The organism is Aliiroseovarius sp. xm-d-517, from assembly GCF_013283135.1.
Classification (GTDB): domain Bacteria; phylum Pseudomonadota; class Alphaproteobacteria; order Rhodobacterales; family Rhodobacteraceae; genus Aliiroseovarius; species Aliiroseovarius crassostreae.
In genome coordinates this window covers 717,585-741,406 of the sequence record NZ_WBXT01000001.1, presented here as the reverse complement: position 1 = coordinate 741,406, position 23,822 = coordinate 717,585, and the positions used below count along the sequence as shown (strand labels likewise).

Below are 23,822 nucleotides of genomic sequence, written 5' to 3'. Positions count from 1 at the left end.
TCAGGTTTCCGATTGCCCGGTGGTGTTTTGCCACCGGGTTTTTCAATTTCGATCTGACCAAAGCATTTCCAGTTATTGTTGGAGCTCAGCAAAAACTGGAAAGGCATTAAGTTTTCTGGTTTAGCCCGTATGTGCTGTCGGAAGAAGCTGGACCTTGGTTGTCGCTCCGTTTTAAGTGAGAGAAAATAAGACCAACTCGGAGCTGAACCATGACGCCAGACCTGTCCAAAATTTCTGTCCAGGATCTGGAACAAGATCAAGCTAAGCAGGAACTGAAACGGCTTGCTGATCTGCTCAATCGTGCGAACATCAAATACCACACGGAAGATGCCCCAGAAATTTCCGATGCAGAGTATGATGCTGCCAAGACGCGAAATAGAGCGATTGAAACCCGATTTCCCAGTTTGAAACGCACTGACAGTCCAAGTGAAAAGGTGGGGGCTCAGCCAGCCACGGGGTTTTCAAAGATCCGCCATATGCAGCGTATGATGTCGTTGGGAAATGCCTTCACCGATGAGGATGTATGGGAGTTTGACGACAGAATCCGGTCGTTTCTTGGTCTGCCGAACCATGCTGACCTGAGTTACACAGCCGAACCAAAAATCGATGGTTTGTCGCTGTCGTTGCGATATGAAAATGGGGAACTCATTTATGCCGCGACCCGTGGAGACGGGGAAATTGGCGAAAACGTCACCTCCAATGCCAAGACCATTCCCGATATTCCACATGCCTTGGTTGGTGCACCGGATATCCTGGAGGTTCGCGGCGAGGTCTACATGTCACATGCGGATTTCGAAACCCTGAATGAAAGGCAGAGTGCGCTTGGTGAAAAGGTGTTTGCCAACCCGCGCAATGCCGCTGCAGGTTCGTTGCGTCAGATTGATGAAACCGTTACCCGGTCACGACCGTTGCGTTTCTTTGCCTATGCCTGGGGAGAGTGTTCTTCCCCCTTGGCACACACACAAAGTGACGCAATCCAGCGCTTGTCAGAACTTGGATTTCAGACCAATCCGCTGACCAAGACCTGTAGCTCTGTTGCAGAACTGTTAAGCCATTATCAATTGATCGAAGCGCAACGTGCCACGCTTGCCTATGATATCGATGGGGTGGTCTATAAGGTGGATGACCTCGGATATCAGACCCGCCTGGGGTATCGGTCCACAACGCCGCGATGGGCAATTGCGCATAAGTTTCCCGCAGAAAAAGCGTGGACGCGATTGGAAAATATCGACATTCAGGTTGGGCGAACTGGTGCGCTGAGCCCGGTTGCCCGACTGGCCCCTGTGACCGTGGGGGGCGTGGTGGTTTCCAACGCAACGTTGCACAATGAAGACTACATAAATGGCAAAGATAATAACGGGGCGGAAATCCGAGGCGGGAAGGACATTCGCATAGGGGACTGGGTTCAAGTGTATCGGGCGGGGGATGTGATCCCGAAAGTGTCTGATATTGACCTGAATAAACGCCCAGAGGGAGCAACGCCCTACGTCTTTCCCGAAACCTGCCCGCAATGCGGTTCTCCTGCCGTCCGGGAAGAGGGTGATGCCGTGCGCCGCTGTACAGGGGGGGTTATTTGTCCGGCGCAAGCTATTGAAAAATTGAAACACTTTGTCTCTCGCGGTGCGTTTGACATTGATGGTTTGGGGGCGAAGCAAATTGAAATGTTCTACGCGGATGATGCACTGCCAATCACGCGGCCTGACCACATCTTCACCTTGCAAACCCGTGATGCGGGCAGCCTTTCAAAACTGAAAAACCGGGAGGGCTGGGGAGAGGTCTCGGCAAACAACCTCTTTGCCGCTATTGAGGCCAAACGCTCTATCCCACTGGCCAAATTGATCTTCGGGTTGGGGATACGTCATGTAGGTGAGGTCGCTGCGCGTGACCTGGCCATACACTTCCGCACCTGGCAGGCCCTTTCCGAAACGGTAGATATGGCCCGCCCGGCAGCACAGGCATATCGGGCGGCGGATCTGGCCGAAGAAGACGAAAGGCGTCAGGCCAGACAACAAAATCGCCGGGCCAGAATCAAGGCGGCGCGCGACGTTGCTGTTGCGGACTGTAACGTCCCATCGGACTCTGTGACCGCCTGGAATGAACTGACGGGTATTGATGGAATCGGTGCCACAGTCGGCCTGTCTTTATCCGACGCTTTTGCCAACTCGGCAGAACGAGAGGTTTTCGAAGCTTTGGTTGGGCATTTGTCTATCTTGGCCCCCGAATTGCCCCAATCTGAAAGCCCTGTTGCCGGGAAAACCGTGGTATTTACAGGCACATTGGAGAAAATGACCCGCGCCGAAGCCAAGTCTCGGGCCGAAGGCTTGGGGGCAAAGGTTTCCGGTTCGGTATCCAGAAAAACCGATATTCTGGTCGCTGGTCCCGGTGCCGGGTCCAAAGCGCGAAAAGCCGCTGAGTTGGGGGTCGAAATACTGGATGAGGATGCGTGGCTGGCGTTGATTGAGGGGAAATGACATGACTGCACGCCCAGAAATCCTGTTTCCTTTGTTTTCTGAATTGGAAAGTCTGGGGGGAGTCGGTGCAAAAACTGCAAAAGCTCTTGGCGTGTTGAAAATTGATGCCCCGCGCGACTTATTGTTTTCGTTGCCCTACTCAGGTGTGGACCGCAAATTTCGTGCCTCGGTTGCCGAGGTTGAGCCGGGAACAGTGGCCACAATTGAAATCGAGGTGGTGGCGCATCGTCCGGGGCGCAGCAGGCAGGCCCCATATCGGGTCGAGGTCAGTGATGCCCTAACCAGTTTCACATTGGTTTTTTTCCATGCAAATGGGGATTGGCTGAACAAACAGCTGCCAGTTGGTGAGAAACGGGTGGTTTCCGGCAAAGTCGAGGCTTTTGACGGACAGTTGCAGATTGCGCATCCGGATTTCATCGTGACACCAGCGGAAGTTGGTAAGATTCCCGATTTTGAACCGGTCTACCGGCTGACATCCGGGGTGACATCCAAACTTATGTTGCGGGCGGTTGGAGAAGTCTTGTCGCGTATGCCAGTCCTCAAGGAATGGATTGATCCGGGGTTGAAGGCGAAGGAGCATTGGCCTGACTGGCAAGATGCGTTGCGGCAAGCTCATGCCCCAAGCGGGCCAGATGATCTGTCCCCCCTGTCTTCTGCAAGGCGCCGTCTGGCTTATGACGAACTGTTTGCACATCAGTTAACGCTTGCGCTGGCCCGGTCCAAAGTGAGGCGGGGTGTGGGGCAGGTCAGCCTTTCAACGGGTAAGCTGCAAAACAGGGTTCTTGAACATCTTCCATATGAACCAACCAGGGCTCAAATTCGGGCGGTGAAGGAAATCGCAGAGGACATGGCATCCGGCAACCGGATGAATCGTCTGTTGCAGGGGGATGTAGGCGCAGGGAAAACTCTGGTGGCGGTTTTGGCGTTGCTGATTGCGGTCGAAGCCGGCGGTCAGGGTGTCATGATGGCCCCGACAGAAATTCTGGCACGCCAACACCTGCAGGGGATCCGTCCATTGGCGGAGCACGCAGGTGTGGTTGTCGAGATCCTGACCGGGCGCGACAAAGGAAGCGAACGGCGTGCAAAACTTGACGCCTTGGCGCGCGGGGACATTCATATTCTGGTTGGCACGCACGCGGTGTTTCAGGAGGATGTCAAATTTTACGATCTGAGGCTTTCTGTTGTGGATGAGCAGCACCGGTTCGGCGTTGCGCAGCGTATGCAGCTCGGGGAAAAAGGAATTGCGGCTGACGTGCTGGTGATGACGGCAACGCCTATCCCCAGAAGCCTGGCATTGGCCCAATATGGCGATATGGATGTGTCGGTTCTGGATGAGAAACCGCCGGGTCGCAAACCGATCAAGACAGTGTTGGTTCCGTCCAGCCGTTTGGAAGAGGTGGTGGCCCGACTGCGATCCGCGATCGAGACCGGCTCTCAGGCATACTGGGTCTGCCCTTTGGTGGATGAAAGCGAAGTCATGAACCTGACGGCCGCTGAAGAAAGGTTCAAACATCTGCGCGCGGCATTGGGGGAAGGCAATGTCGGCCTGGTTCATGGGCAAATGGCAGGGAACGAGAAAGATCAGGCCATGTCTCGATTCCAACGCGGTGAGACGAAGGTGCTTGTGGCAACAACTGTGATCGAGGTGGGGGTCGATGTTCCCAATGCGACGATCATGGTGATTGAAGGGGCGGAGCATTTTGGCCTCGCCCAGTTGCACCAGTTACGAGGTCGGGTTGGGCGCGGGCAGGCTGCTTCGACCTGTCTGATGTTGTATCAGCCACCTCTGACTGCGGGTGGGGAAAAACGTCTGGCGACGATGCGAGATACCGAGGACGGTTTTGTGATCGCAGAAGCGGACCTGGAGATGCGGGGGGCAGGGGATCTGATCGGGACAGCCCAATCCGGGCTTCCTCAGTTCTGGGTTGCCGATCTGGAGCATCAGTCTGGACTTATGGCGGTGGCGCAAAAAGATGCGCGGCTTTTGCTGGCAAATGACCCCGGTTTGGAAACTGAACGTGGCCATGCGGCGCGCGTTCTTCTGTGGTTGATGCGGCAAGATCAGGCAATTCGTTTGATTTCAGTAGGTTAGTAATTTTTTCACCAAAAGTTCACAAATGTTCTTAAAAAGTTCTTTACATGAAGGGTGTGGTATGGGAACAAAATAGCAACAAAGGTTAATATCACATGATGAGAGCAGGAGGAGCAGCTATGATGAAACAGGTTATGGAAGTATTGTCCCGGTCATCCGCAACGTTTTTGCAGGATCTGGTGGGGTGTGTTTCTCTTGTCATCATCCTTTTTGCGTCTCTCCATCTGCCTGGACTGGTGTGATATTTCCATTGTCTGCCTTGCGGATCACCCGGTACAGCATCCTGTCCCAATTCGATGCTGAGACGGTTCACTGCCCGTCACCTGTCCCAAACCGGAGTGTTTGCCTCTATCCCACTCCATGACCGGAATGATCTGATCCGCATTCTACCGCCGCCTTCTGAAAAGAAGTGCGGCGGCTTTTTTATCGGGAGCACGCTTTTCGCAATTCTGATCAAGCCCTGTAGCCCAAACGTAACCCACCCCAATGTCTTCCATTTACAAAAATAGGGGCGGAGAGATCTTTCATCAGTACAAACTCACCTCCGCCCATATCGCGACGATAGACTTGTAAAAGGAAGGGACCTTTTGATCGCCCGGCCTTCAACCCCACGCGATCATTGAAAATGATACGGTTTCGGCAATTTGCTGTGTTCCAGACCGGGTCGTTCCCCTGTGGCTGTGAAAATTTCTTATTATGAGTGGGCAGATATCCCTGATCGTCCACAGCGGCGCAGAACACAATGGCCGGGTCACTGTTCAGAGTGTCTTCTAGGATTGCAGGCAAAAGTCGGTCGGTCAGTTCGGTGAAAGGTGCCCGGACCTGCTGCGGGTTGGTTCCGGGAATTTTGACATATCGTCGGGTAAACAGATCTGTTTCGCTGATTTGGCCAGAGGCCACGGCGTGGCTCAGAAGCTCAGACACGCGGATTGCGTCTTTGCGCACACGTTCAATGTAGGGGCGATCCGCTGTTTCTCCGCCCAATGCCACCGTGGACTGCACGATGCCTTCAGATGCGTCGATCAGCGTGTTTGCCTTTTCGGTGACAAGATGCACATCCGCCGCCGTTTCGCGCACCGAGCTTTCAAGCTGCGCACAGGTTGGCAGAAAGGTATCGACCGCTTCGCGGACTTTTCCCGCTTCTACCATAATTGTTTCGGTCTGTGCACTTGATGCCTGTGCAGCCTCGGCAATCTGCCCCATTGCCGTATCGGTTTTCTGGCTGTCGTCCAGGACTTTTTCTGCCGTTGCCTCAATCTGGTTGGTTTCTGTATTGAGCTTGTTGATCTGTTCGGAAAGACCAATGACATTTTCCGAGATCAATGCCGCCGATTTGGCCGTTTTGCCGGAAAGTTCGTTGATTGCTTCTGCGACCACTGCAAAGCCGCGGCCTTTGTCCCCGGCGCGAGCCGCTTCGATCTTTGCATTGATCGCAAGAATATTGACCTGGGCAGCGATGGTCGCAATCTGTTCATTTGCAGAGAGAACCGATGAAAGAGATGCCGCCATTTCACTCATCTGTGTTGACAGGTTTTTCACCCATCCAGCGATATCTTTGGACTGTTCCGCACTTTGACGGATTTTGTCGGTTGACCCTTCCACGGTTGCCAAAGTCGACTGGGCGCTTTCCAGCAGTGTTTGCATCGCACTTCTGACGTGACGATTTGCGTTTGCAACCTCATGCGCCTGTGCAGACAGGACCGAGATCGAGTTCAGCTGGAGCGTGCTTTTCTCGTCAACATCAGAGAGAAATCCGGCAATGTCCACGATATCATGGGCAAGCCTCGATCCTTTTTCTGCAAGGAATGACAGGTCATCTTCGGATATTTGTTGTAAGGGAGGGGCTGAAGGATTTGCCGCGAAGTTCTGGTTTTCTAGCACGTTTCATCTCCGTTGGACAAAACAGTGCTAGCCAATGAATTTTGAAATCCGGTTAACTTTCGGCAGAATTTTCGATCGCCTGTAGCACTGCATCAAACGCCAGAAGAATTGAGGCGTGGCGATTGCGGTAATCGCGCGCCGGGATCAGGACTTCGAAACCCTCAAACGGAGGCGTGGGGACGGGGCCCTGGTCACGCAACATGGTGGCCAGCTGGTCACGACCGCGTTGAATCACCTCTTTTTCCAACCCGATCACGACTTTTCCAAGCAGAGCTGCCGAGGTTTGCCCCAGTGCGCAGGCTTTGACATTCTGGGCGAAGTCAGCAACCTTCCCATTTTTCATGACCACCTGTGCAGACACCGTGGACCCGCAGAGCGGCGAGCGCACCTTCGCTTCGCCTTCCGGTGTGGATAGCTGTCCGACATGAGGGATCTGCGATGCCAATGCGAGGATCTGTTTTGAATAGAGTTTGATCAGGTCGCTGTCGCTCATTTTTCTGCTTTCTGACGCAAATGCATTGAAACGGGTGGTGGTGTCGGGCCGTGCAGCCCCTTACATAAGAGGCTGAACAAAAAATGGAAAGGACGGGCCATGCAATTCGACGCGAAAGCTTTGAAATACGACGAACGCGGGTTGGTGCCGGCAATTGCGCAGGATGCGGTATCTGGTGACGTTCTGATGATGGCCTGGATGAACCAAGAAGCGGTTGAGCGCACGCTGGAAAGCGGGAAGGTGACCTATTGGTCGCGATCACGGCAATCCTTCTGGGTCAAGGGGGAGAGCTCAGGTCACGTGCAGGAGCTGGTGGATTTTCGTTTCGATTGCGATAAGGATTGTCTTCTGGTGATGGTCCGTCAAACAGGCCCGGCCTGTCACACCAATCGGCGTTCCTGTTTCTATACGGCGGTGCGTGAGGGACAACAGGTTGAGTTGATGGCGCCGGAGGCGTGACTGCAACAATGTGCCGGGGGCGCTGCCCCCGGACCCCCGAGGTATTTTTAGCAAGAAAAAGGGGAGCGGTTTTTAGAGCCCGACCATTTTGCGGATGTCCAACGGGGTTGCACCGTCTTCACGGTATTTGGCGATGGCGCGCGCGTCATCTCGTTTGGCGAGCCGTTTGCCCGCCTCATCGCGGATCAGCCCGTGGTGGCAATAGGTTGGGGTGGGCAGGGTGAACAGCCTTTGCAGCAGGACGTGTATCTGGGTGGCGGGTGCGATATCTTCGCCCCGGATCACGTGGGTAATGCCCTGGGCGGCGTCATCGAGCACCACGGCGAGGTGGTAGGACCCAAGAAAGTCCCGACGAGACAGGACGATGTCTCCTACATTTGCGATCATGTCTGGAAGCGGAACCTGAGTATTCAAATCCCGAGCGGCGGTTTCGGTAAAATGCAGCCTGCTCTCGCCTGCCTGGGTGAGGAGGTCAACGGCGCGGCTTATGTCCAGGCGCAACGCCGTGCCTTCGGGCATAAGATCTGGCCGTGGCTTGTGGCGACAGGTGCCCGGATAGATCAGCCCGTCCGGGCCAAATGCTGGGGGCGCTCCTTCCTGCGGGGCGGAGCCGGCGGCAAGGATGTCTTTGCGCGAGCAGGTGCAGGGATAAACCAAGCCGCGCTTCCACAAGCTGTCGAGCGCCGCTTGATAAGCGGGAAGGCGATCTGACTGGCGTATCGGTTCCGCATCCCAGGTGATCCCCAACCAGTTGAGGTCCTCGTAGATCTGTTCTTCCCAATGGGAGCGTGCCCGTGTTCTGTCGATATCCTCGATCCGAAGAAAAAAGGCCCCATCATTTGCGCGGGCCACATCATGGGCGAGCAGGGCGGAATAGGCATGCCCCAGATGCAGGGGGCCGGTTGGGCTGGGCGCGAAACGTGTTATGAAATCAGCCATTTACGCCACGTTCTTACGAAAAGTTTGAAAGCCAGTCCGTCCATTTTTCCTTTGCCCGATCTGTATAGGCTTTGTAGCGATCCTTGCGGCCGCGGCGCCCGCCTTTCAGCCCGTCCACCGGGCGAAACAGGCCAAAGTTGACGTTCATTGGCTGGAATGTTTTGGCTTCGGCCCCACCGGTAATATGGTGGATAAGCGCGCCCATTGCGGTATCCTGCGGAACGGTAGGAAGGTCCAATCCGAGGATTTCGGCAGCGGCCAGACGACCGGCAAGCAACCCCATGGCCGCGCTTTCCACATAGCCCTCGACGCCGGTCACCTGTCCGGCAAACCGGAGGTAGGGGCGCGATTTCAGGCGCATCTGATTGTCGAGCAATGTGGGAGAATTCATGAACGTGTTGCGGTGGATGCCTCCCAAACGGGCGAAGCTGGCATTTTCAAGCCCCGGGATCATCTTGAAGACTTCGGTCTGTGCGCCATATTTCATCTTGGTTTGGAAACCAACGATATTATAAAGCGTTCCCAAGGTGTTATCCCGGCGAAGCTGAACCACCGCATAGGCTTTCTCGTCGGGTTTGTGCGCATTGGTGAGGCCAATAGGTTTCATCGGACCAAAACGCAGCGTGTCGCGTCCGCGCTCTGCCATCACTTCAATCGGTAGGCATCCGTCGAAATAGGTGGCGGTTTCGCCTTCGTGAAACTCGGTCTTGTCCGCGGCCAGAAGGGCGTCGATGAACGCCTCATACTGGTCTTTTGTCATTGGACAATTGAGATAGGCTTTCTGCTCTTCTTCCGTCTCGCCCTTGTCGTAGCGGGACTGCAGCCAGGCCACATCCATATTCACGCTGTCTGCATAGACAATCGGTGCGATGGCGTCGAAAAAAGCCAGCCGGTCGGTGCCGGTCTCATGGGCAATCGCTTCGCCAAGGGCAGGGGATGTGAGCGGGCCGGTGGCGAAAATCCAGTTTCCCTCAGCGGGGAGCGAGGTGATCTCACCATATTCCACGGAAACGTTGGGCAATGCGCGCAACTGGGCGGTCACATCGGCCGCAAAAGGATCACGGTCAACCGCCAGGGCGCCCCCGGCTGGCAGGCGGTGTTTGTCGGCTGTTGACATGATCAGCCCGTCGGCCTGGCGCATTTCCCAATGCAGAAGACCAACAGCGTTTTGTTCATCATCGTCGGAACGGAACGAATTGGAGCAAACCATTTCGGCAAAATCGCCCGTGCGATGGGCGAAGGTTTCCACCTTTGGGCGCATTTCGTGGATTACCACATCCACGCCCATTTGGGCGGCTTGCCAGGCAGCTTCGGATCCGGCCATGCCGCCACCCACGATATGAAGTGTTTTATCAGTCATGTTGGGGGATATAGAGGCGTGATGGGGGGTGGGCAAGCCTTGCATCTTGTCCTGATGTAAAAACACCCGCCGAAGGACGCGGCGGGTGTTTGGAACTTCGTTTTTTCGTGCGGGGCCGATCAGACCGGGCCGAACAGAAACAGGCTGCCAAGAGCCGGACCTTCGATCTGGCTGATGCCATTCGTGCCGAAATCCACACCGGATACGCCAAGGGCGCTTTTGTTCAGCTCAATCACCTGATCGATCACGCGTTTGCGGGTGTCACCGGTCTGAACGACAAGCGCAAAGCCGAAGCTGTCTTCTTGAAACTCCGACAGGCCCTTGGCGTAATGGGCCTCCATGGCGACATGTTCGTTCAGGTTGAGAGCGGCGCCAAGATTAAAGAAACCGTAGTCAAACCAGTCGTCATTGGTGGTTTGAACCGAGGCAACCAGACCAATATTCGGACGGATCTGATAGGTGGCTGCAAGCGAGCTGAACCCGTATTCAAACTCTTCCCCCCAAGCGGTTGCGGCCGCAATCCCAAAGGAACCGTTGTCGAAACGCCCACCGATGGACTGGAAGTTGAAATCCTCAACCGATGTGACGGATCCAAAAACAGTTGTGTTGTCGTTGATATTGAAAAGGCCCGAGAAAATGTTCAGGTCGGTTTCGTTGATCGTGTTTTGCTGAAAGCTGATGCCAAAGCGATCATTCTGGTAATCCGCACCAAAACCTTTGAGGGTTTCTCCGGCAAATTTGCTGCCATGAACATAGAGAGCTGCCCCCTCTACAACTTCGAAGGCCAGTTTGCCGGTCAGGATGGTTTCGCTGCCAAAACCGAATTTAAGCGTGCTGCCGTCAATCGATGCCTCGATGCGACCAAAATCAAGATCCATTGCCCCCGTCAGCGAGGTCAGAGATCCTTCGTCGAAGATCGTGGTTTCGAATTTGAACTGGCCGTAGGTCAGCAGAGCTGTCTCCTCGATCACAACATCTACGGTTGGCTCGATTTCGGTAGTCCCAAGGCCGCCCGCATGAGCAGCCCCCAATGTCCCGAAGGTGGCAAGGGCGGTGATTGCGATTGTGTGTTTCATATTATCCCCAATGTCTTTTCAGCGTCCCTTAGGGAAGATTGATGATGTGGAGAACCATCCAATTGGAAATGAACCATAAATCCTGCCTCGCGTGTGCGAAACGCAACAGGTTTCATGCGTTACGCGCCGAACTCTTGTGGCAGGTTTTTCGCGAAATGCCTTGGAATAGGCGTGTCGTTCAGCAGACGCGTGGAAAAGGCGGTGCTCCATAAGAAAAACCGGCATCAGGTGTAACCCTGTGCCGGTCTTGTTTTCGGGGCGAAACGGCCGCGTTTGGGGGGAAGGGCCGGGGCAACCCGGCCGGCTTCTTACGACAGATCGCTGGATTGTGCCTCATCGGGCTGTGCTTCGTGGGGCGCAGGCGCATCCACCTGGACCTCCTCGTCTTCGCTTTCCACAACCCGCGCCACTGAAACAACGCTTTCACCCTTGCCGGTGTTGAACACTTTCACGCCACCTGCAGCACGCGAGCGGAAGGAAATCCCGTTGACCGGGCAGCGGATGGACTGGCCTTTCGACGTGGCGAGCATGATCTGATCGCTGATCTCGACCGGGAAACAGGCAACGATATTGCCACCTTTCATCGCGCCGACACCCTGGCCACCACGGCCGCTGACGCGGTAATCATGGGACGAGGTCAGATTGCCAGCCCCGCCTTCATTCAGCGTGACCAGAAGGTCATTGGCAGCCAGCATTTCCTGATACCGCTCTTCCGACAGGTCACCAGAAAGCTCTTCTCCGGCATCGCTTTCATCTGCCCCCAGTTCAGTCCGGAACCGTTTGATAAAGGCGTTGCGCTCGTCCGGGGTGGCGTCAAAGTGTCGGATCACCGACATCGAAACCACTTCATCCCCTTCATTGACCAGCTTGATCCCCCGCACACCGGTTGAGCTGCGCGAATTGAAAACGCGCACATCCGTGACCGGGAAGCGAATGGCGCGACTGGATGAGGTAACGAGCATAACGTCGTCATTCTCATCACAAATCCGCGCGTTGATCAGGCGGGTGCCTTCGTCGTCGCCTTCAAACTTCATCGCAATTTTGCCATTTGCTTTCACATTGGTGAAATCAGACAAGCGGTTGCGACGCACGGATCCTTTGGACGTGGCAAAGATCACCTGCAGGTCGTCCCATTCCTTTTCATCCCGATCCACCGGCATGATTGCGGCGATCGACACTCCGGTTGGGATTGGCAGGATGTTGACCAGCGGTTTGCCCTTCGCCGTGCGGCCGCCCTGCGGCAAACGCCAGGTCTTCAACTTGTAGGCCATGCCATCATCGGTGAAAAACAGGAGCTGCGTATGGGTGTTGGCAACAAAGAGGTTGGTGATCACATCCTCGTCTTTGGTCTGCATGCCTGACAGACCTTTGCCGCCCCGCTTTTGAGCGCGGAAGTCGGCAAGAGGGGTGCGTTTGGCCCAACCGGACGCGGTGATCGTGACCACCATATCTTCGCGTTCAATTAGGTCCTCGTCGTCCATATCGCCCGACCAGTCGACAATCTCGGTGCGGCGCGGCACGGCAAACTGGTTGCGTACCTCGGTCAACTCACCAGAAATAATCGACATGATCCGTTCACGAGACCGCAGAATATCCAAATAATCCCGGATCTTTGCGGCAAGTTCCTGAAGTTCGTCCGTGACCTCTTTCACACCCATGGCCGTCAGGCGTTGCAGGCGCAGCTCCAGAATGGCGCGGGCCTGCGTTTCCGACAGGTTATAGGTGCCGTCCTCGTTCATCTTGTGGGTCGGATCGTCGATCAGCTGAATATATTCCGCGATGTCATGGGCGGGCCAGCGGCGGGTCATCAGTTTTTCGCGGGCATCTGCAGGATCCTGCGAGGCCCGGATGGTGGCAACCACCTCGTCCACATTGGAAACCGCAACGGCCAGACCGCAGAGGATATGGCTGCGCTCGCGCGCTTTGCGCAGTTCAAATGCGGTACGCCGAGTGACAACTTCCTCACGGAAGGTAATGAAATGGCTTAGGAAATCGCGCAGGGTGAGCTGTTCCGGGCGACCGCCGTTCAACGCGAGCATGTTGCACCCGAACGAGGTTTGCATCTGCGTGTAACGGAACAGCTGATTCAGCACCACTTCGGGGGTCGCGTCGCGTTTCAGCTCGACCACAACGCGCACACCAATCCGGTCTGATTCATCCTGGACCGAGGAAATGCCCTCAAGCCGCTTGTCGCGCACGCCTTCGGCAATTTTCTCAATCAGCGTCGCTTTGTTCACTTGATAGGGAATCTCATCCAAAACAATGGCGTAGCGATCTTTCCTGATCTCCTCGATGCGCGATTTTGCCCGGACAATCACGCTCCCGCGCCCTTCGGTATAGGCTTTGCGGGCGCCGGAACGGCCCAGCATGATGCCGCCGGTCGGGAAATCCGGTCCGGGGATATATTCCATCAACCCTTCGGAAGAAAGGTCGGGGTTCTCGATCAGCGCCAGGGTGCCGTCAATCACTTCGCCCAGGTTATGTGGGGGGATATTGGTGGCCATACCGACAGCAATCCCGCCAGCACCATTGACCAGCATGTTTGGAAAACGTGCAGGTAAAACAGTGGGTTCCAGGTCTTTGCCGTCATAGTTATCGGTGAAATCCACCGTATCTTTTTCAATATCCGCCAGCAGTGAAGCCGAGGGTTTGTCCATCCGCACTTCGGTATAGCGCATTGCCGCCGGGTTATCGCCGTCCATCGACCCGAAGTTGCCCTGACCATCCAGAAGCGGCAGCGACATGGAGAACGGCTGCGCCATCCGCACCAACGCGTCATAGATCGCTGAATCCCCATGCGGGTGGTATTTCCCCATCGTGTCGCCAACCGGGCGGGCCGATTTGCGATATGGCTTGTCATGGCTGTTGCCGGTTTCATGCATTGCATAAAGAATGCGCCGATGAACCGGCTTCAACCCATCGCGCAGATCCGGGATCGCCCGGCTGACAATGACCGACATCGCATAGTCGAGATAGGAGGTCTTCATCTCCTCTTCGATTGAGATCTGTGGCCCGTCATAGATGGGGCGTTCAGGGGGCATTTCGCCTGTGTTTTCAGGATTTTCGGGAGTATCGCTCACGTTGTCCGCCGTTCTGGTGCGTTTCACACAATATCTTGATCGTCCCTCTATATCATCGGCGAGGTGCGGGGGGCAACCAAAAGCCCGGCTGTTGGCGGTGAAATGGGTGGAATTTCGAACAGGGCCAGATGACGGGGCCAGACGACGTCGCCGTGCTTTCGCTCTTCACTTTCCGGGTTACATAAAGGAGTATCGCGCAAACTCGCGACCAGCCCCAATCGCCAGATCAAGGAGAGCGCAACATGACCAAGCCTCGCAGCATATTCGAAGACGTGAGCGAACAAGGCGCCAAGCCTGAAGCCCGAACCGGCGGCATTGATCGTGGCGGTGCTTCGGGCGGAAACCGTCGTCTGGTTCGGATCTGGTTGGCGATGCTGTTTGTCCTGGTGGCGGCAATGGTTGTGGTCGGCGGGCTGACCCGGCTGACGGATTCGGGGCTTTCGATCACCGAATGGGCGCCGATCACCGGTGCTTTCCCCCCGATGTCCGAGGCTGCATGGAGTGCGGAGTTCGAGAAATACCAGAAGATCCCGGAATTTAAGCTGCAAAACAGCCATATGGATCTGGCCGCATTCAAAGAGATCTACTGGTGGGAATGGGGGCACCGTCAGTTGGGCCGTTTTATTGGTCTGGTCTGGGCTGTTGGTTTTCTGCTTTTGCTGGTTACGAAATCCATTCCCACCGGCTGGGTGCCCCGTTTCCTTGGGCTTGGTGCCCTTGGCGGGCTGCAGGGGGCAATCGGCTGGTGGATGGTGTCCTCAGGGCTGACAGGGGAACGGGTGGATGTTGCGGCTTACCGTCTGGCGATCCATCTCGGGCTCGCCTTTCTGATCCTCGGGCTGATCTCCTGGTATCTTCTTTCCCTTGGGCGCGATGCTGCCAAGCTGATGACGGCGCGTCGTGCGCGTGAGGGGAAGCTCTGGGGCCTGTCCACCGGGCTGTTGCATCTTGCGTTCCTGCAAATCCTGCTGGGCGCCCTGGTGGCGGGTATTGATGCTGGCCGTAGCTTTGTGGACTGGCCCTGGATGGCAGGACAGGTCTTCCCGCCTGATGCGTTTGAAATCTCACCGATCTGGCGAAATTTCTTTGAAAATGCCGGGTTGGTTCAGTTCATGCACCGGATGATGGGCTATCTGGTGGTGGTGTTTGTCCTGATCGTCTGGCGCGCATCGCGCCGGTCCCCCAATGCGGATACGCGACTGGCGTTTTCGCTGGTCGCAGTCATGGTGCTGGCACAAGCCGTTCTTGGCATTGCCACCGTGTTGCAGGCAGCCCAGCTTCATGTGGCCATCACCCATCAGATTGGTGCCATCCTGTCCTTTGTTTTGATCCTGAATGCCCGGTTCATGTCCGGCTATCCCAACGAGCAATCCGTAAGAGGTTGATATGAAAAATTACAATGATTTGATGAGCTTCCAGCGCGATACAAATACGCTGGGTGAGGTCGCAGGACGCCAGGGCTGGGATCAGGAAACGATGATGCCCGATGGTGCGGGCAATCAGCGGGCCGAGGAAATGGCCGTGCTTGAGAAAATCCTGCATCAACGCCGAACGGATCCGCGAATTGGCGAATGGTTGGCGGCCATTGATGAAGATGAATTGAATGAAACTCAGCGCGCAAACTTGCGCCATATCCGCCGGGATTTTACCCGCAGATCCCGCGTGCCCGAGGCGCTCGCAACCGAAATTGCCCGCGTGACGTCCGGGGCGCAACGGCATTGGGCAGACGCTCGAGCTTCAAATGATTTCAAAGCCTTCCGTCCTGTTCTTGAACAAGTTGTCATGCTGGAGAGAGAGCGCGCCGCGGCTCTTGCGGATGGCGGAGATCTCTATGACGCGCTTCTGGAGGGCTATGAACCGGGCACATCAGGGACAGAGATACAGGCCCTGTTTGATGCCATGCGTCCGCGCCTCGTGGCGTTGCGCGATGCCGCTCTCGGCGCCGATCGGCAGCCCGAAGCCCTCATCGGCACTTACGCGGCCAAGAAGCAAATGAAGCTGGCGCGCAAACTTGCCAGGAAGTTTGGGTATGACTTCCGCAATGGCCGGTTGGACAAGGCGGTTCATCCGTTTTCGTCCGGCTCGGGGCAAGATGTTCGCATTACCACCCGCACGGCAGAAGAAGATCCGTTCAACTGTTTCTATTCGACCATACACGAGGTGGGCCACGCCTGTTACGAACTGGGCATCGACAAAACGCATCTCTTCACGCCTCTGGGCACAGGCGTGTCAATGGGGGTGCATGAAAGCCAGTCGAGGATTTACGAAAATCAGATCGGCCGGTCGCGTGCGTTTACGGACTACCTGTTTGGGCAGATGGAAAAGGCATTTGGTAAGGCCCCTGCGTCATCCGCTGAGGCGTTTTACGGAACCGTCAACCGGATCAACAAAGGCTTTATCCGAACTGAGTCGGACGAGGTCCAGTATAACCTGCATGTGATGTTGCGCTTTGATCTTGAGCGCCGGTTGATCACCGGGCATCTCGATGTTGCCGATCTGGAAGATGCCTGGAATGCCCGCTTTGCAACGGACTTCGGATACGAGGTCGACAAAGCTTCGAACGGAGTGTTGCAGGATGTGCATTGGGCCGTCGGGCTGTTTGGCTATTTTCCAACTTACGCATTGGGCAATATTTACGCGGGATGTCTTTACCAGGCCCTGTGTGCGGATCTGCCCGATCTGGAGGCCCAGCTTGCACAAGGTCATGCCACTTATGCGACAGGGTGGTTGAGGGAAAAACTTCAGAAATACGGCGGCCTTCGTGAACCGGTTGCGACCATCACGCATGCAACCGGATCTTCCATAACGGTTGAGCCGTTGTTGAGCTATCTGGAAAGCAAGTTTTCTGAGATCTACCAGCTGTGAGCCATTCCGATTGCATGTGTGATTGCATGTTTAAATCGGCAACAATCCGCGCTTGGGAAAAAGTATTGTAGCCAGATACGCACAAATGCAGCTATCTGGCCGCATACAGGCCCATTTTTGGACAAATTTACACTCTATCTTAACTCCTGACAGGGGAACTTGTCATGAAATGAACCCTTTGACGCCAAGCCATTTTAGTATGAGGTGCAAGGCAAGGAGCGGGATAGAGACATGAAGCAGTATGTAATGCCGGGGGGCAGATTGCGCGTGGCAAGCGCTGTTAAATCTATGATTTTCGTGGCCGTTGGTGCGGTTATGCTCGGCGGGGCCGAGGTCGCAACCGCAGCTGGTGGCTATTTTGTCCCGAACAAGGGGCAGGTTGCGGCACCTCCGGGTGCCAGAACTCTGTGTCAAACATATCGATGGGCCTGTTCCACCGGCTCGGCGGATCGCGCCGTAAGCCCTGGTGAGATGAAGGTGGTCCGACAGATCAATTCCCATGTCAATCGGACCATCCGCCCAGTGGATGATCAGAAGCAATATGGTGTTGCGGAACGCTGGACCATGCCTTCCCGGCTTGGTGGCGACTGTGAGGATTATGCGCTTGCAAAGAAACATGCGCTGATCCGGCAGGGGATTTCGCCGCAGCGCCTTTTGATCGCAACGGTTCTTGACCGAAAACGCAATTCTCATGCGGTTCTTGTGTATCGTTCGGCCAAAGGGGATCTGATCCTGGACAATGTGACGAATAAGATTCGAAGCTGGCAGGATACCCGTTATGTGTTTTTGCGGATGCAGGATCCGAACAATCCTGCTCGCTGGGTCAATGTCTTCGCAGGTGGTTAAGACCTTTCAATAGTCTTCACACCCAAAAAACGGTGCAGACAGAAAACGGGCGTAGCATTTGCTACGCCCGTTTTGTTTGTTTGACTTAGCAGTTGTTTTTGCCTTGGTTCCCACCGCTCGTGCAGCCACCGTTCCCGCTGGAATTGCCTGAGTTCCCGTTTGTGGAATCCGAGTTGCCATTGCCGCCGCCGCCGTTGCCGCCGCCGTTGCCGCCGCCGTTGCCGCCGCCGTTGCCGCCGCCGTTGCCGCCGCCGTTGCCGCCGCCGTTGCCGCCGCCGTTGCCGCCGCCGTCACCGCCGCCATCACCGCCGCCGTCACCGCCGCCGTCACCGCCGCCGTCACCGCCGCCGTCACCGCCGCCGTCACCGCCGCCGTCACCGCCACCGTCACCGCCGCCGTCACCGCCGCCGTCACCGCCGCCGTCACCGCCGCCGTCACCGCCGCCGTCACCGCCACCGCCGCCGTCACCGCCACCGTCACCGCCGCCGTCACCGCCGCCGTCACCGCGCCATCACCGCCGCCATCACCGCCGCCATCACCGCCGCCGTCACCGCCGCCGTCACCGCCGCCATCACCGCCGCCGTCACCGCCGCCGTCACCGCCGCCGTCACCGCCGCCGTCACCGCCGCCATCACCGCCGCCGTCACCGCCGCCATCACCGCCGCCGCCGCCGCTACCGCCGCCACCTGGCTTTTGGTTGGGTTCATCGTCGTAGTCAGGCAAGGCAGACGGGATCGTTGCCGTTGGCAATGCGTTCAATGCGTTTGCAAAGGCCGGACATTGCGCGCTTGTTTTTTCAAGAATAGTGAGAAAGTCGTCACTTCTCTGAATGTGCCGCAGCAGCTTTGTCGTCACACTTGTGCAGCCGCACAAGATATCTGCATCAAGGGATGCCCGATGCGTTTTAAACGTACATTCAGTTGCAAAGCTGCTTTGTGCAGATCCAATAAGCATGATGCCAGCAGCGAGCATGCTTAGCGTGGATGTTCTGGTTCTAAACATTCTACCCCCCGTAAAAAGAAAGTTATTTCAAAAAAACTTCGGAGCTCGGAAGCTGACCGGAGAAGGAAGTGCCGTGAAAAATCGGCTCCCAATTACAGTCAAAATTCTGCCACAATCATGACAAAGTTACGTCTACCTATCTGGTTAGTTTGGGGTATCTTTGGATTATTGTAGTTTAATCTAAAGTTTTATTTAGCACCGGAATCTCACGAGAATTTGAGGACCGGCATCGGCTTGTAACGGCCCTGAGGGGCGATGGGAATTAGGGCAAAATGGCCATATTTCCGCGTTGATCGTCAAACTGAAACCGCATTTGATCAGGGTTTTGCAACTGCCAAAAAGTTTAAAACCCGCGCGCCATCCTGTGGCCCGCGGGTTCTTAACTTTCCTGGTTTCCGGATTTATTCCTCGGCTGAACCTTCGCGTTCAGACAGGGCGTCATTTGCGATTTCCCGCAAGAGGGCGCGGCCGCGCACTTCCGCACGACGCACCCTGACTGCGGTCATGAACGCCTCTTCCAGAGTGGTCGAGGAAATCCCGACTTCTTTCTTAATCCGGGTGATAATGCTTTCATCACCGGTTGCGTCCACAACTTTCAAAACATCTGTTGCCAGTTCGTCGGCAACCTGTTCCAGAAAATCCATGTTCCGCCCCCTCTAAATTGTGGAAACCAGCCGCGTTCAGCGTGTGTTTTCGGTCAGGCGACGGCGCACATATTCGTCCACGCAGGTGATCATGGTGTCCATGTGCGGCTCTTCAAAGAAATGGCCCGAGCCTTCGATTTCCGTGTGGGTGATGGTGATGCCCTTTTGTTCGTGCAGTTTGTCGACAAGCGCATGGGTGTCCGCCGGTGGGGCCACGCGGTCATTGGTGCCATTCAGGATCAGGCCCGAACTGGGGCAGGGGGCCAGGAAGCTGAAATCATACATGTTTGCCGGAGGGGACACGGAAACGAAACCAGTGATTTCCGGTCGGCGCATCAGCAATTGCATGCCGATCCAGGCCCCAAATGAAAATCCAGCCACCCAGCAATGTTTGGCATTCGGGTTCATGGACTGAAGGTAATCCAGCGCCGAGGCCGCATCTGACAGTTCGCCAACGCCCTGATCATATTCCCCCTGCGAACGCCCCACGCCGCGGAAATTGAACCGCAGGACGTTGAAGCCCATTTTGTGGAAGGCGTAGTGGAGGTTGTAGACCACCTTGTTGTTCATCGTGCCGCCAAATTGTGGATGCGGGTGCAAGACAATGGCAATCGGGGCATCTTTTGTTTTTTGCGGGTGGTAGCGGCCTTCGAGCCGGCCTTCTGGGCCGGGAAAAATCACTTCGGGCATTCGTTTTGCTCTCTCCTGTCCGCAGGCCCCTTTGCAATCCTTGACGGGTTGGGGCGCGCGCCATAATACGGGGTGCGCAAGTCTCGGGTGCAAAGCCCTGAGCAAGCACGTCTTTAGTGACCTAGTGGCCCACGCGGTCAAGGTCAATGTTTTTGGCGCGGATTGACGGCGACAGATAGGGGGCAGTGATGAAACTTTCGACCAAAGGCCGGTATGCCATGGTGGCGCTGGCAGATCTGGCGATGATGCCTGCGGGTGAACTGATGTCGCTGACGGATCTGTCAAAACGTCAGGATATCTCGCTACCTTATCTCGAACAGCTTTTTGTGAAGCTGCGTCGGGCGGAACTGGTGGAAAGTGTGCGGGGGCCGGGCGGCGGGTATCGTCTGGCGCGCTCTGCCAGCGATATTCGCGTGGCTGAAATCCTGGCCGCGGTTGATGAGACTGTTTCGGCGCTGCACAAGGGGGCAGGGGCGTCGGGGGCCTCGTCCGGGTCGCGGGCGCAATCGATGACCAACCGGCTTTGGGAAGGTCTGTCCGCCCATGTCTATGTGTTCCTGCACCAGACCCGGTTGTCTGACGTCGTGAAGAACGAACTGACCCCGTGCCCTGCGGTTCCCACGCTGTTTGCGGTGGTGGATGACGAGTAGAAATGCCGGCCCGATCGCATAAAGCGGCGGCGCGCTTGATTTTTGTCAGGCCGCTCCGGTGCAAAACAACGCATTGAGCATGGATGCACGGTGAGGCGCATCTTTCGGATGCGGCAGTGAAAAGACGCAGTGAAAAACATGACCCGAACCTATCTGGACTGGAACGCAACCACGCCTTTACGTCCCGAGGCGAGAGAGGCGATGCTTCAGGCCATGGATCTTGTCGGTAATCCCTCTTCCGTTCACAGCGAAGGGCGCGCCGCCAAGGGAATGATGGAGCGCGCGCGTAAAGATCTGGCCGCTGCCCTTGGGGCGGAAGGCGCCGATATCATCTTTACCTCCTCAGCGACCGAGGCCGCGGCCCTGGCGCTTTCGGGAAAGGGCCTGTATTGCGCCAGCGTCGAACATGATGCGGTGCGGTCCTGGTGCAGCGAAGATCTGGACGTGTCTGAAAATGGCTCAGTAACTGTGACCGCCCCGGCGAAATCTGCCTTGCAACTGGCCAATTCGGAAACGGGTGTGATCCAGACCTTGCCGGGCGGGCTGCTGTTGACCGATGCGACGCAGGCATTTGGTAAAATCCCCTTTGCATTCAATTGGTGTGGGGCGGATATGGCGATTGTCTCGGCCCATAAATTGGGTGGGCCAAAGGGGATCGGGGCGTTGATCGTGAAACGCGGCACAGACATTGCGGCGCAGATCAAGGGCGGCGGGCAAGAGATGGGGCGCCGCTCTGGCACGGAAAACCTGATTGGGATCAGTGGGTTTGCGGCGGCTGCTAAAGCGGCTCAGCTTGATCTGGAGAACGGTGTTTGCGAACGAGTCGCAGAACTTAGAAAGATTCTAGAAAACGCCATTGCGGAATCGGAAAAAGACACTATTTTTGTCGGGAAAGCCGAAAACAGGCTTCCCAATACCTCCTGTTTCATCACCCCCGGCTGGAAGGGCGAGACGCAGGTGATGGTGATGGACCTGGCGGGTTTTGCCATTTCGGCCGGATCTGCCTGCTCGTCCGGGAAAGTGAAATCGAGCGCAGTTCTGCGGGCGATGGGCTATGATGAAGGGTTGGCGTCTTGCGCGGTTCGCGTGTCGATTGGCCCTGATACAAGTGAGGAACAGATCCTTGCATTTGCAGATGCATGGGGTCGGGAATATGGAAAATTCCGCGCCCGCAAGGGCTCAGGCGGATCGAAAGGGTGAGATGTCCGGTATTGATGAACTGAACGTCAAGGAAGGCGTGGAAGAGGAAACCGTCGAGGCGGTCAAATCGCTTGCCGGAAAGTATAAGTACGGTTGGGAAACCGAGATCGAGATGGAGTATGCGCCCAAGGGCGTGAACCCCGATATCGTGCGCCTGATTTCCGAAAAGAACGAAGAACCCGAATGGATGACCGAATGGCGTCTTGCCGCGTTCCAGCGTTGGGAAAAGATGGCGGAACCCAGCTGGGCGTTGCTGAACTATCCGGAAATCGATTTCCAGGACCAGTATTACTATGCCCGACCGAAATCGATGGAAGAAAAGCCGAAATCGCTGGATGAGGTGGATCCCAAGCTGCTGGAGACCTACAAGAAGCTGGGAATTCCGCTGAAAGAGCAGATGATCCTTGCCGGTGTTGAAGGCGCCGAGGACATGCCTGCCGAAGGGCGTAAGGTCGCGGTGGATGCTGTGTTTGACTCCGTGTCCGTTGGTACGACTTTTCAGGCAGAGCTTAAAAAAGCGGGCGTGATCTTCTGCTCGATTTCAGAAGCGATCAAAGAACACCCGGAGCTGGTGAAAAAATACCTGGGCTCCGTGGTTCCGGTCACGGATAACTACTACGCCACGTTGAACTCGGCCGTTTTCTCGGACGGATCGTTTGTCTACATCCCGCCCAACACCCGCTGCCCGATGGAACTCAGCACCTATTTCCGCATCAACGCGGAAAACACCGGCCAGTTCGAGCGCACGCTGATCATCGCCGATAAAGGCAGCTATGTCAGCTACTTGGAAGGCTGTACCGCACCGCAACGCGACACCGCACAACTGCACGCCGCGGTGGTGGAAATCATCGTAGAAGAAGACGCCGAGGTGAAATACTCGACCGTTCAGAACTGGTTCCCCGGGGATGAACAGGGCAAAGGCGGCATCTATAACTTCGTGACCAAGCGGGCCGATTGCCGGGGTGACCGGTCAAAAGTGATGTGGACGCAGGTCGAGACCGGTTCCGCCGTGACCTGGAAATACCCCTCCTGTATCCTGCGCGGTGCTGAAAGCCAGGGCGAGTTCTATTCGATCGCGATCACCAACAACTATCAGCAGGCCGATACCGGCACCAAAATGGTGCATCTGGGGCGTGACACCAAATCGCGCATCGTGTCGAAAGGGATTTCGGCAGGCAAGGCACAGAACACCTATCGGGGTCTGGTGTCGATGCACCCGAAAGCCAAGAACTCGCGCAACTATACGCAATGCGACAGCCTTTTGATCGGTGATCAATGTGGGGCGCATACGGTGCCTTATATCGAGGTGAAGAACAACTCGTCACGCGTCGAGCACGAGGCGACAACTTCGAAGGTGGACGAAGAACAGATGTTCTATTGCCGCCAGCGGGGGATGGACGAAGAAGAGGCCGTGGCGCTGATCGTCAACGGGTTTGCCAAGGAAGTTCTGCAGGCGCTGCCGATGGAATTTGCCATGGAAGCCCAACAACTTGTGGCGATTTCACTGGAAGGATCGGTGGGGTAAATGCGCAGCCGCCATGACACAAATGGGCATCAGGAAACTGCTTTAAGCCGCCATCACGGCTTTGAAACAGCAGGTCCCATTGCTGTCACGTTGGCGGTTTGGCTGGCCTTGCGCTTCTTCCTTGGGGGATTGGGCGTGGCTCATACCCCTATTTTGGCAATTGTTGGAGCTGCTGTTTTTGCTGTTTTGTGGGTGATTGTCCGTGTGCGGATCAACAAAAGAAAGATGGCGAAAGCGTCAGCGTTGCGAAAAGAGTTGAGCGAGCTCGAACAAAAGGAATTCGCCCTGAGATACGAGGAAGCTCAGCTGAATGGGCACCTTGATCGGTGGGACAGAGAGGAAAGATCATGAGTAATCTGCGTGATGGGCTAGAAAGCATCATTCATTTCGGTTTCCCCGCCCTTGGCGGGCTGATTGCGGTGGTCATCATCAACCTCAACCCCGAGGCGCTGATGAACCCGATGATCTGGATCCCGCTGGGGATTTTCCTGGGCTGGGCTGCCGCTCGGGTCGCGCTGAAATACATGAGCAAGTTTCACTGAGATCACC

The 23,822-nt window shown here is 56.0% G+C and carries 20 protein-coding genes; 11 read left to right on the top strand and 9 right to left on the bottom strand.

The genetic code is table 11. From position 1 onward, the window contains the following. Positions 1 to 209 precede the first annotated feature (209 nt). Positions 210 to 2,471 (top strand): NAD-dependent DNA ligase LigA, encoded by a 2,262-nt coding sequence (gene ligA / locus XMD517_RS03480; protein WP_173487112.1) that lies wholly within the window; start codon positions 210 to 212, stop codon positions 2,469 to 2,471. A 1-nt stretch (position 2,472) separates the two neighbouring features. Next, the gene (recG, locus tag XMD517_RS03475; protein WP_173487113.1) at positions 2,473 to 4,563 is read left to right on the top strand and encodes an ATP-dependent DNA helicase RecG; all 2,091 of its coding nucleotides are present in this window, start codon (positions 2,473 to 2,475) and stop codon (positions 4,561 to 4,563) included. A 453-nt stretch (positions 4,564 to 5,016) separates the two neighbouring features. Here the strand turns inward: recG and XMD517_RS03470 are convergent, their stop codons facing one another. Together XMD517_RS03470 and XMD517_RS03465 are read right to left on the bottom strand one after the other, a co-directional pair. Then, a complete protein-coding gene (locus XMD517_RS03470) occupies positions 5,017 to 6,330 on the bottom strand; it encodes a methyl-accepting chemotaxis protein (RefSeq protein ID WP_368493361.1) in 1,314 nt (437 codons plus the stop codon). A 166-nt stretch (positions 6,331 to 6,496) separates the two neighbouring features. After that, a complete protein-coding gene (locus XMD517_RS03465; protein ID WP_173487114.1) occupies positions 6,497 to 6,937 on the bottom strand; it encodes an iron-sulfur cluster assembly scaffold protein in 441 nt (146 codons plus the stop codon). A gap of 99 nt (positions 6,938 to 7,036) precedes the next feature. On the opposite strand from XMD517_RS03465, the gene hisI reads away from it, so the two are divergent. Continuing rightward, complete coding sequence (hisI, locus tag XMD517_RS03460) at positions 7,037 to 7,396, top strand: phosphoribosyl-AMP cyclohydrolase (protein ID WP_173487115.1); 360 nt, start codon at positions 7,037 to 7,039, stop codon at positions 7,394 to 7,396. A gap of 72 nt (positions 7,397 to 7,468) precedes the next feature. On the opposite strand, the gene gluQRS is transcribed toward hisI, so the two are convergent. The 4 genes from gluQRS to gyrA form a co-directional block, all read right to left on the bottom strand. Next, entirely contained in the window at positions 7,469 to 8,335 is an 867-nt protein-coding gene (gene gluQRS / locus XMD517_RS03455; protein ID WP_173487116.1) for a tRNA glutamyl-Q(34) synthetase GluQRS, read from the bottom strand. Between the two features lie 13 nt (positions 8,336 to 8,348). Beyond that, positions 8,349 to 9,695 carry a methylenetetrahydrofolate--tRNA-(uracil(54)-C(5))-methyltransferase (FADH(2)-oxidizing) TrmFO gene (gene trmFO / locus XMD517_RS03450; RefSeq protein WP_173487117.1) on the bottom strand — a complete coding sequence of 449 codons (1,347 nt, stop codon included), beginning with the start codon at positions 9,693 to 9,695 and terminating at the stop codon, positions 8,349 to 8,351. A 119-nt stretch (positions 9,696 to 9,814) separates the two neighbouring features. Then, complete coding sequence (locus XMD517_RS03445; protein ID WP_173487118.1) at positions 9,815 to 10,771, bottom strand: hypothetical protein; 957 nt, start codon at positions 10,769 to 10,771, stop codon at positions 9,815 to 9,817. Between the two features lie 308 nt (positions 10,772 to 11,079). Beyond that, positions 11,080 to 13,851, bottom strand: coding sequence for a DNA gyrase subunit A (gene gyrA / locus XMD517_RS03440; RefSeq protein ID WP_368493362.1), 2,772 nt, complete (start codon positions 13,849 to 13,851; stop codon positions 11,080 to 11,082). A 242-nt stretch (positions 13,852 to 14,093) separates the two neighbouring features. Here gyrA and ctaA point away from each other — a divergent pair, with 242 nt between their 5' ends. The 3 genes from ctaA (at position 14,094) to XMD517_RS03425 (ending at position 17,562) form a co-directional block, all read left to right on the top strand. After that, entirely contained in the window at positions 14,094 to 15,236 is a 1,143-nt protein-coding gene (ctaA, locus tag XMD517_RS03435; protein ID WP_173487119.1) for a heme A synthase, read from the top strand. 1 nt (position 15,237) lies between these two features. After that, positions 15,238 to 16,716, top strand: a complete 1,479-nt coding sequence (locus XMD517_RS03430) for a carboxypeptidase M32 (protein ID WP_173487120.1) — start codon at positions 15,238 to 15,240, stop codon at positions 16,714 to 16,716. A gap of 231 nt (positions 16,717 to 16,947) precedes the next feature. Next, on the top strand, positions 16,948 to 17,562 hold the full coding sequence (locus XMD517_RS03425; protein WP_173487121.1) for a transglutaminase-like cysteine peptidase: 615 nt from the start codon (positions 16,948 to 16,950) through the stop codon (positions 17,560 to 17,562). 6 nt (positions 17,563 to 17,568) lie between these two features. On the opposite strand, the gene XMD517_RS03420 is transcribed toward XMD517_RS03425, so the two are convergent. The 3 genes from XMD517_RS03420 to XMD517_RS03410 all read right to left on the bottom strand — a co-directional run bounded on the left by XMD517_RS03420 (position 17,569) and on the right by XMD517_RS03410 (position 19,898). Continuing rightward, positions 17,569 to 18,516 (bottom strand): hypothetical protein, encoded by a 948-nt coding sequence (locus tag XMD517_RS03420; protein ID WP_173507582.1) that lies wholly within the window; start codon positions 18,514 to 18,516, stop codon positions 17,569 to 17,571. A 449-nt stretch (positions 18,517 to 18,965) separates the two neighbouring features. Next, the gene (locus tag XMD517_RS03415) at positions 18,966 to 19,208 is read right to left on the bottom strand and encodes a hypothetical protein (RefSeq protein ID WP_173487123.1); all 243 of its coding nucleotides are present in this window, start codon (positions 19,206 to 19,208) and stop codon (positions 18,966 to 18,968) included. A 36-nt stretch (positions 19,209 to 19,244) separates the two neighbouring features. Beyond that, complete coding sequence (locus XMD517_RS03410; RefSeq protein ID WP_055192119.1) at positions 19,245 to 19,898, bottom strand: alpha/beta hydrolase; 654 nt, start codon at positions 19,896 to 19,898, stop codon at positions 19,245 to 19,247. 188 nt (positions 19,899 to 20,086) lie between these two features. On the opposite strand from XMD517_RS03410, the gene XMD517_RS03405 reads away from it, so the two are divergent. The 5 genes from XMD517_RS03405 (at position 20,087) to XMD517_RS03385 (ending at position 23,815) form a co-directional block, all read left to right on the top strand. Further along, a complete protein-coding gene (locus XMD517_RS03405) occupies positions 20,087 to 20,548 on the top strand; it encodes an Rrf2 family transcriptional regulator (protein ID WP_173487124.1) in 462 nt (153 codons plus the stop codon). Between the two features lie 138 nt (positions 20,549 to 20,686). Further along, positions 20,687 to 21,748 (top strand): cysteine desulfurase family protein, encoded by a 1,062-nt coding sequence (locus XMD517_RS03400; protein WP_173487125.1) that lies wholly within the window; start codon positions 20,687 to 20,689, stop codon positions 21,746 to 21,748. 1 nt (position 21,749) lies between these two features. Continuing rightward, complete coding sequence (gene sufB, locus XMD517_RS03395; RefSeq protein WP_173487126.1) at positions 21,750 to 23,273, top strand: Fe-S cluster assembly protein SufB; 1,524 nt, start codon at positions 21,750 to 21,752, stop codon at positions 23,271 to 23,273. Then, the gene (locus XMD517_RS03390; protein ID WP_173487127.1) at positions 23,274 to 23,624 is read left to right on the top strand and encodes a hypothetical protein; all 351 of its coding nucleotides are present in this window, start codon (positions 23,274 to 23,276) and stop codon (positions 23,622 to 23,624) included. It abuts the gene before it with no gap. Further along, positions 23,621 to 23,815 carry a hypothetical protein gene (locus tag XMD517_RS03385; RefSeq protein WP_173487128.1) on the top strand — a complete coding sequence of 65 codons (195 nt, stop codon included), beginning with the start codon at positions 23,621 to 23,623 and terminating at the stop codon, positions 23,813 to 23,815. The genes XMD517_RS03390 and XMD517_RS03385 overlap by 4 nt, the downstream gene beginning before the upstream one ends. Positions 23,816 to 23,822: the final 7 nt, after the last annotated feature.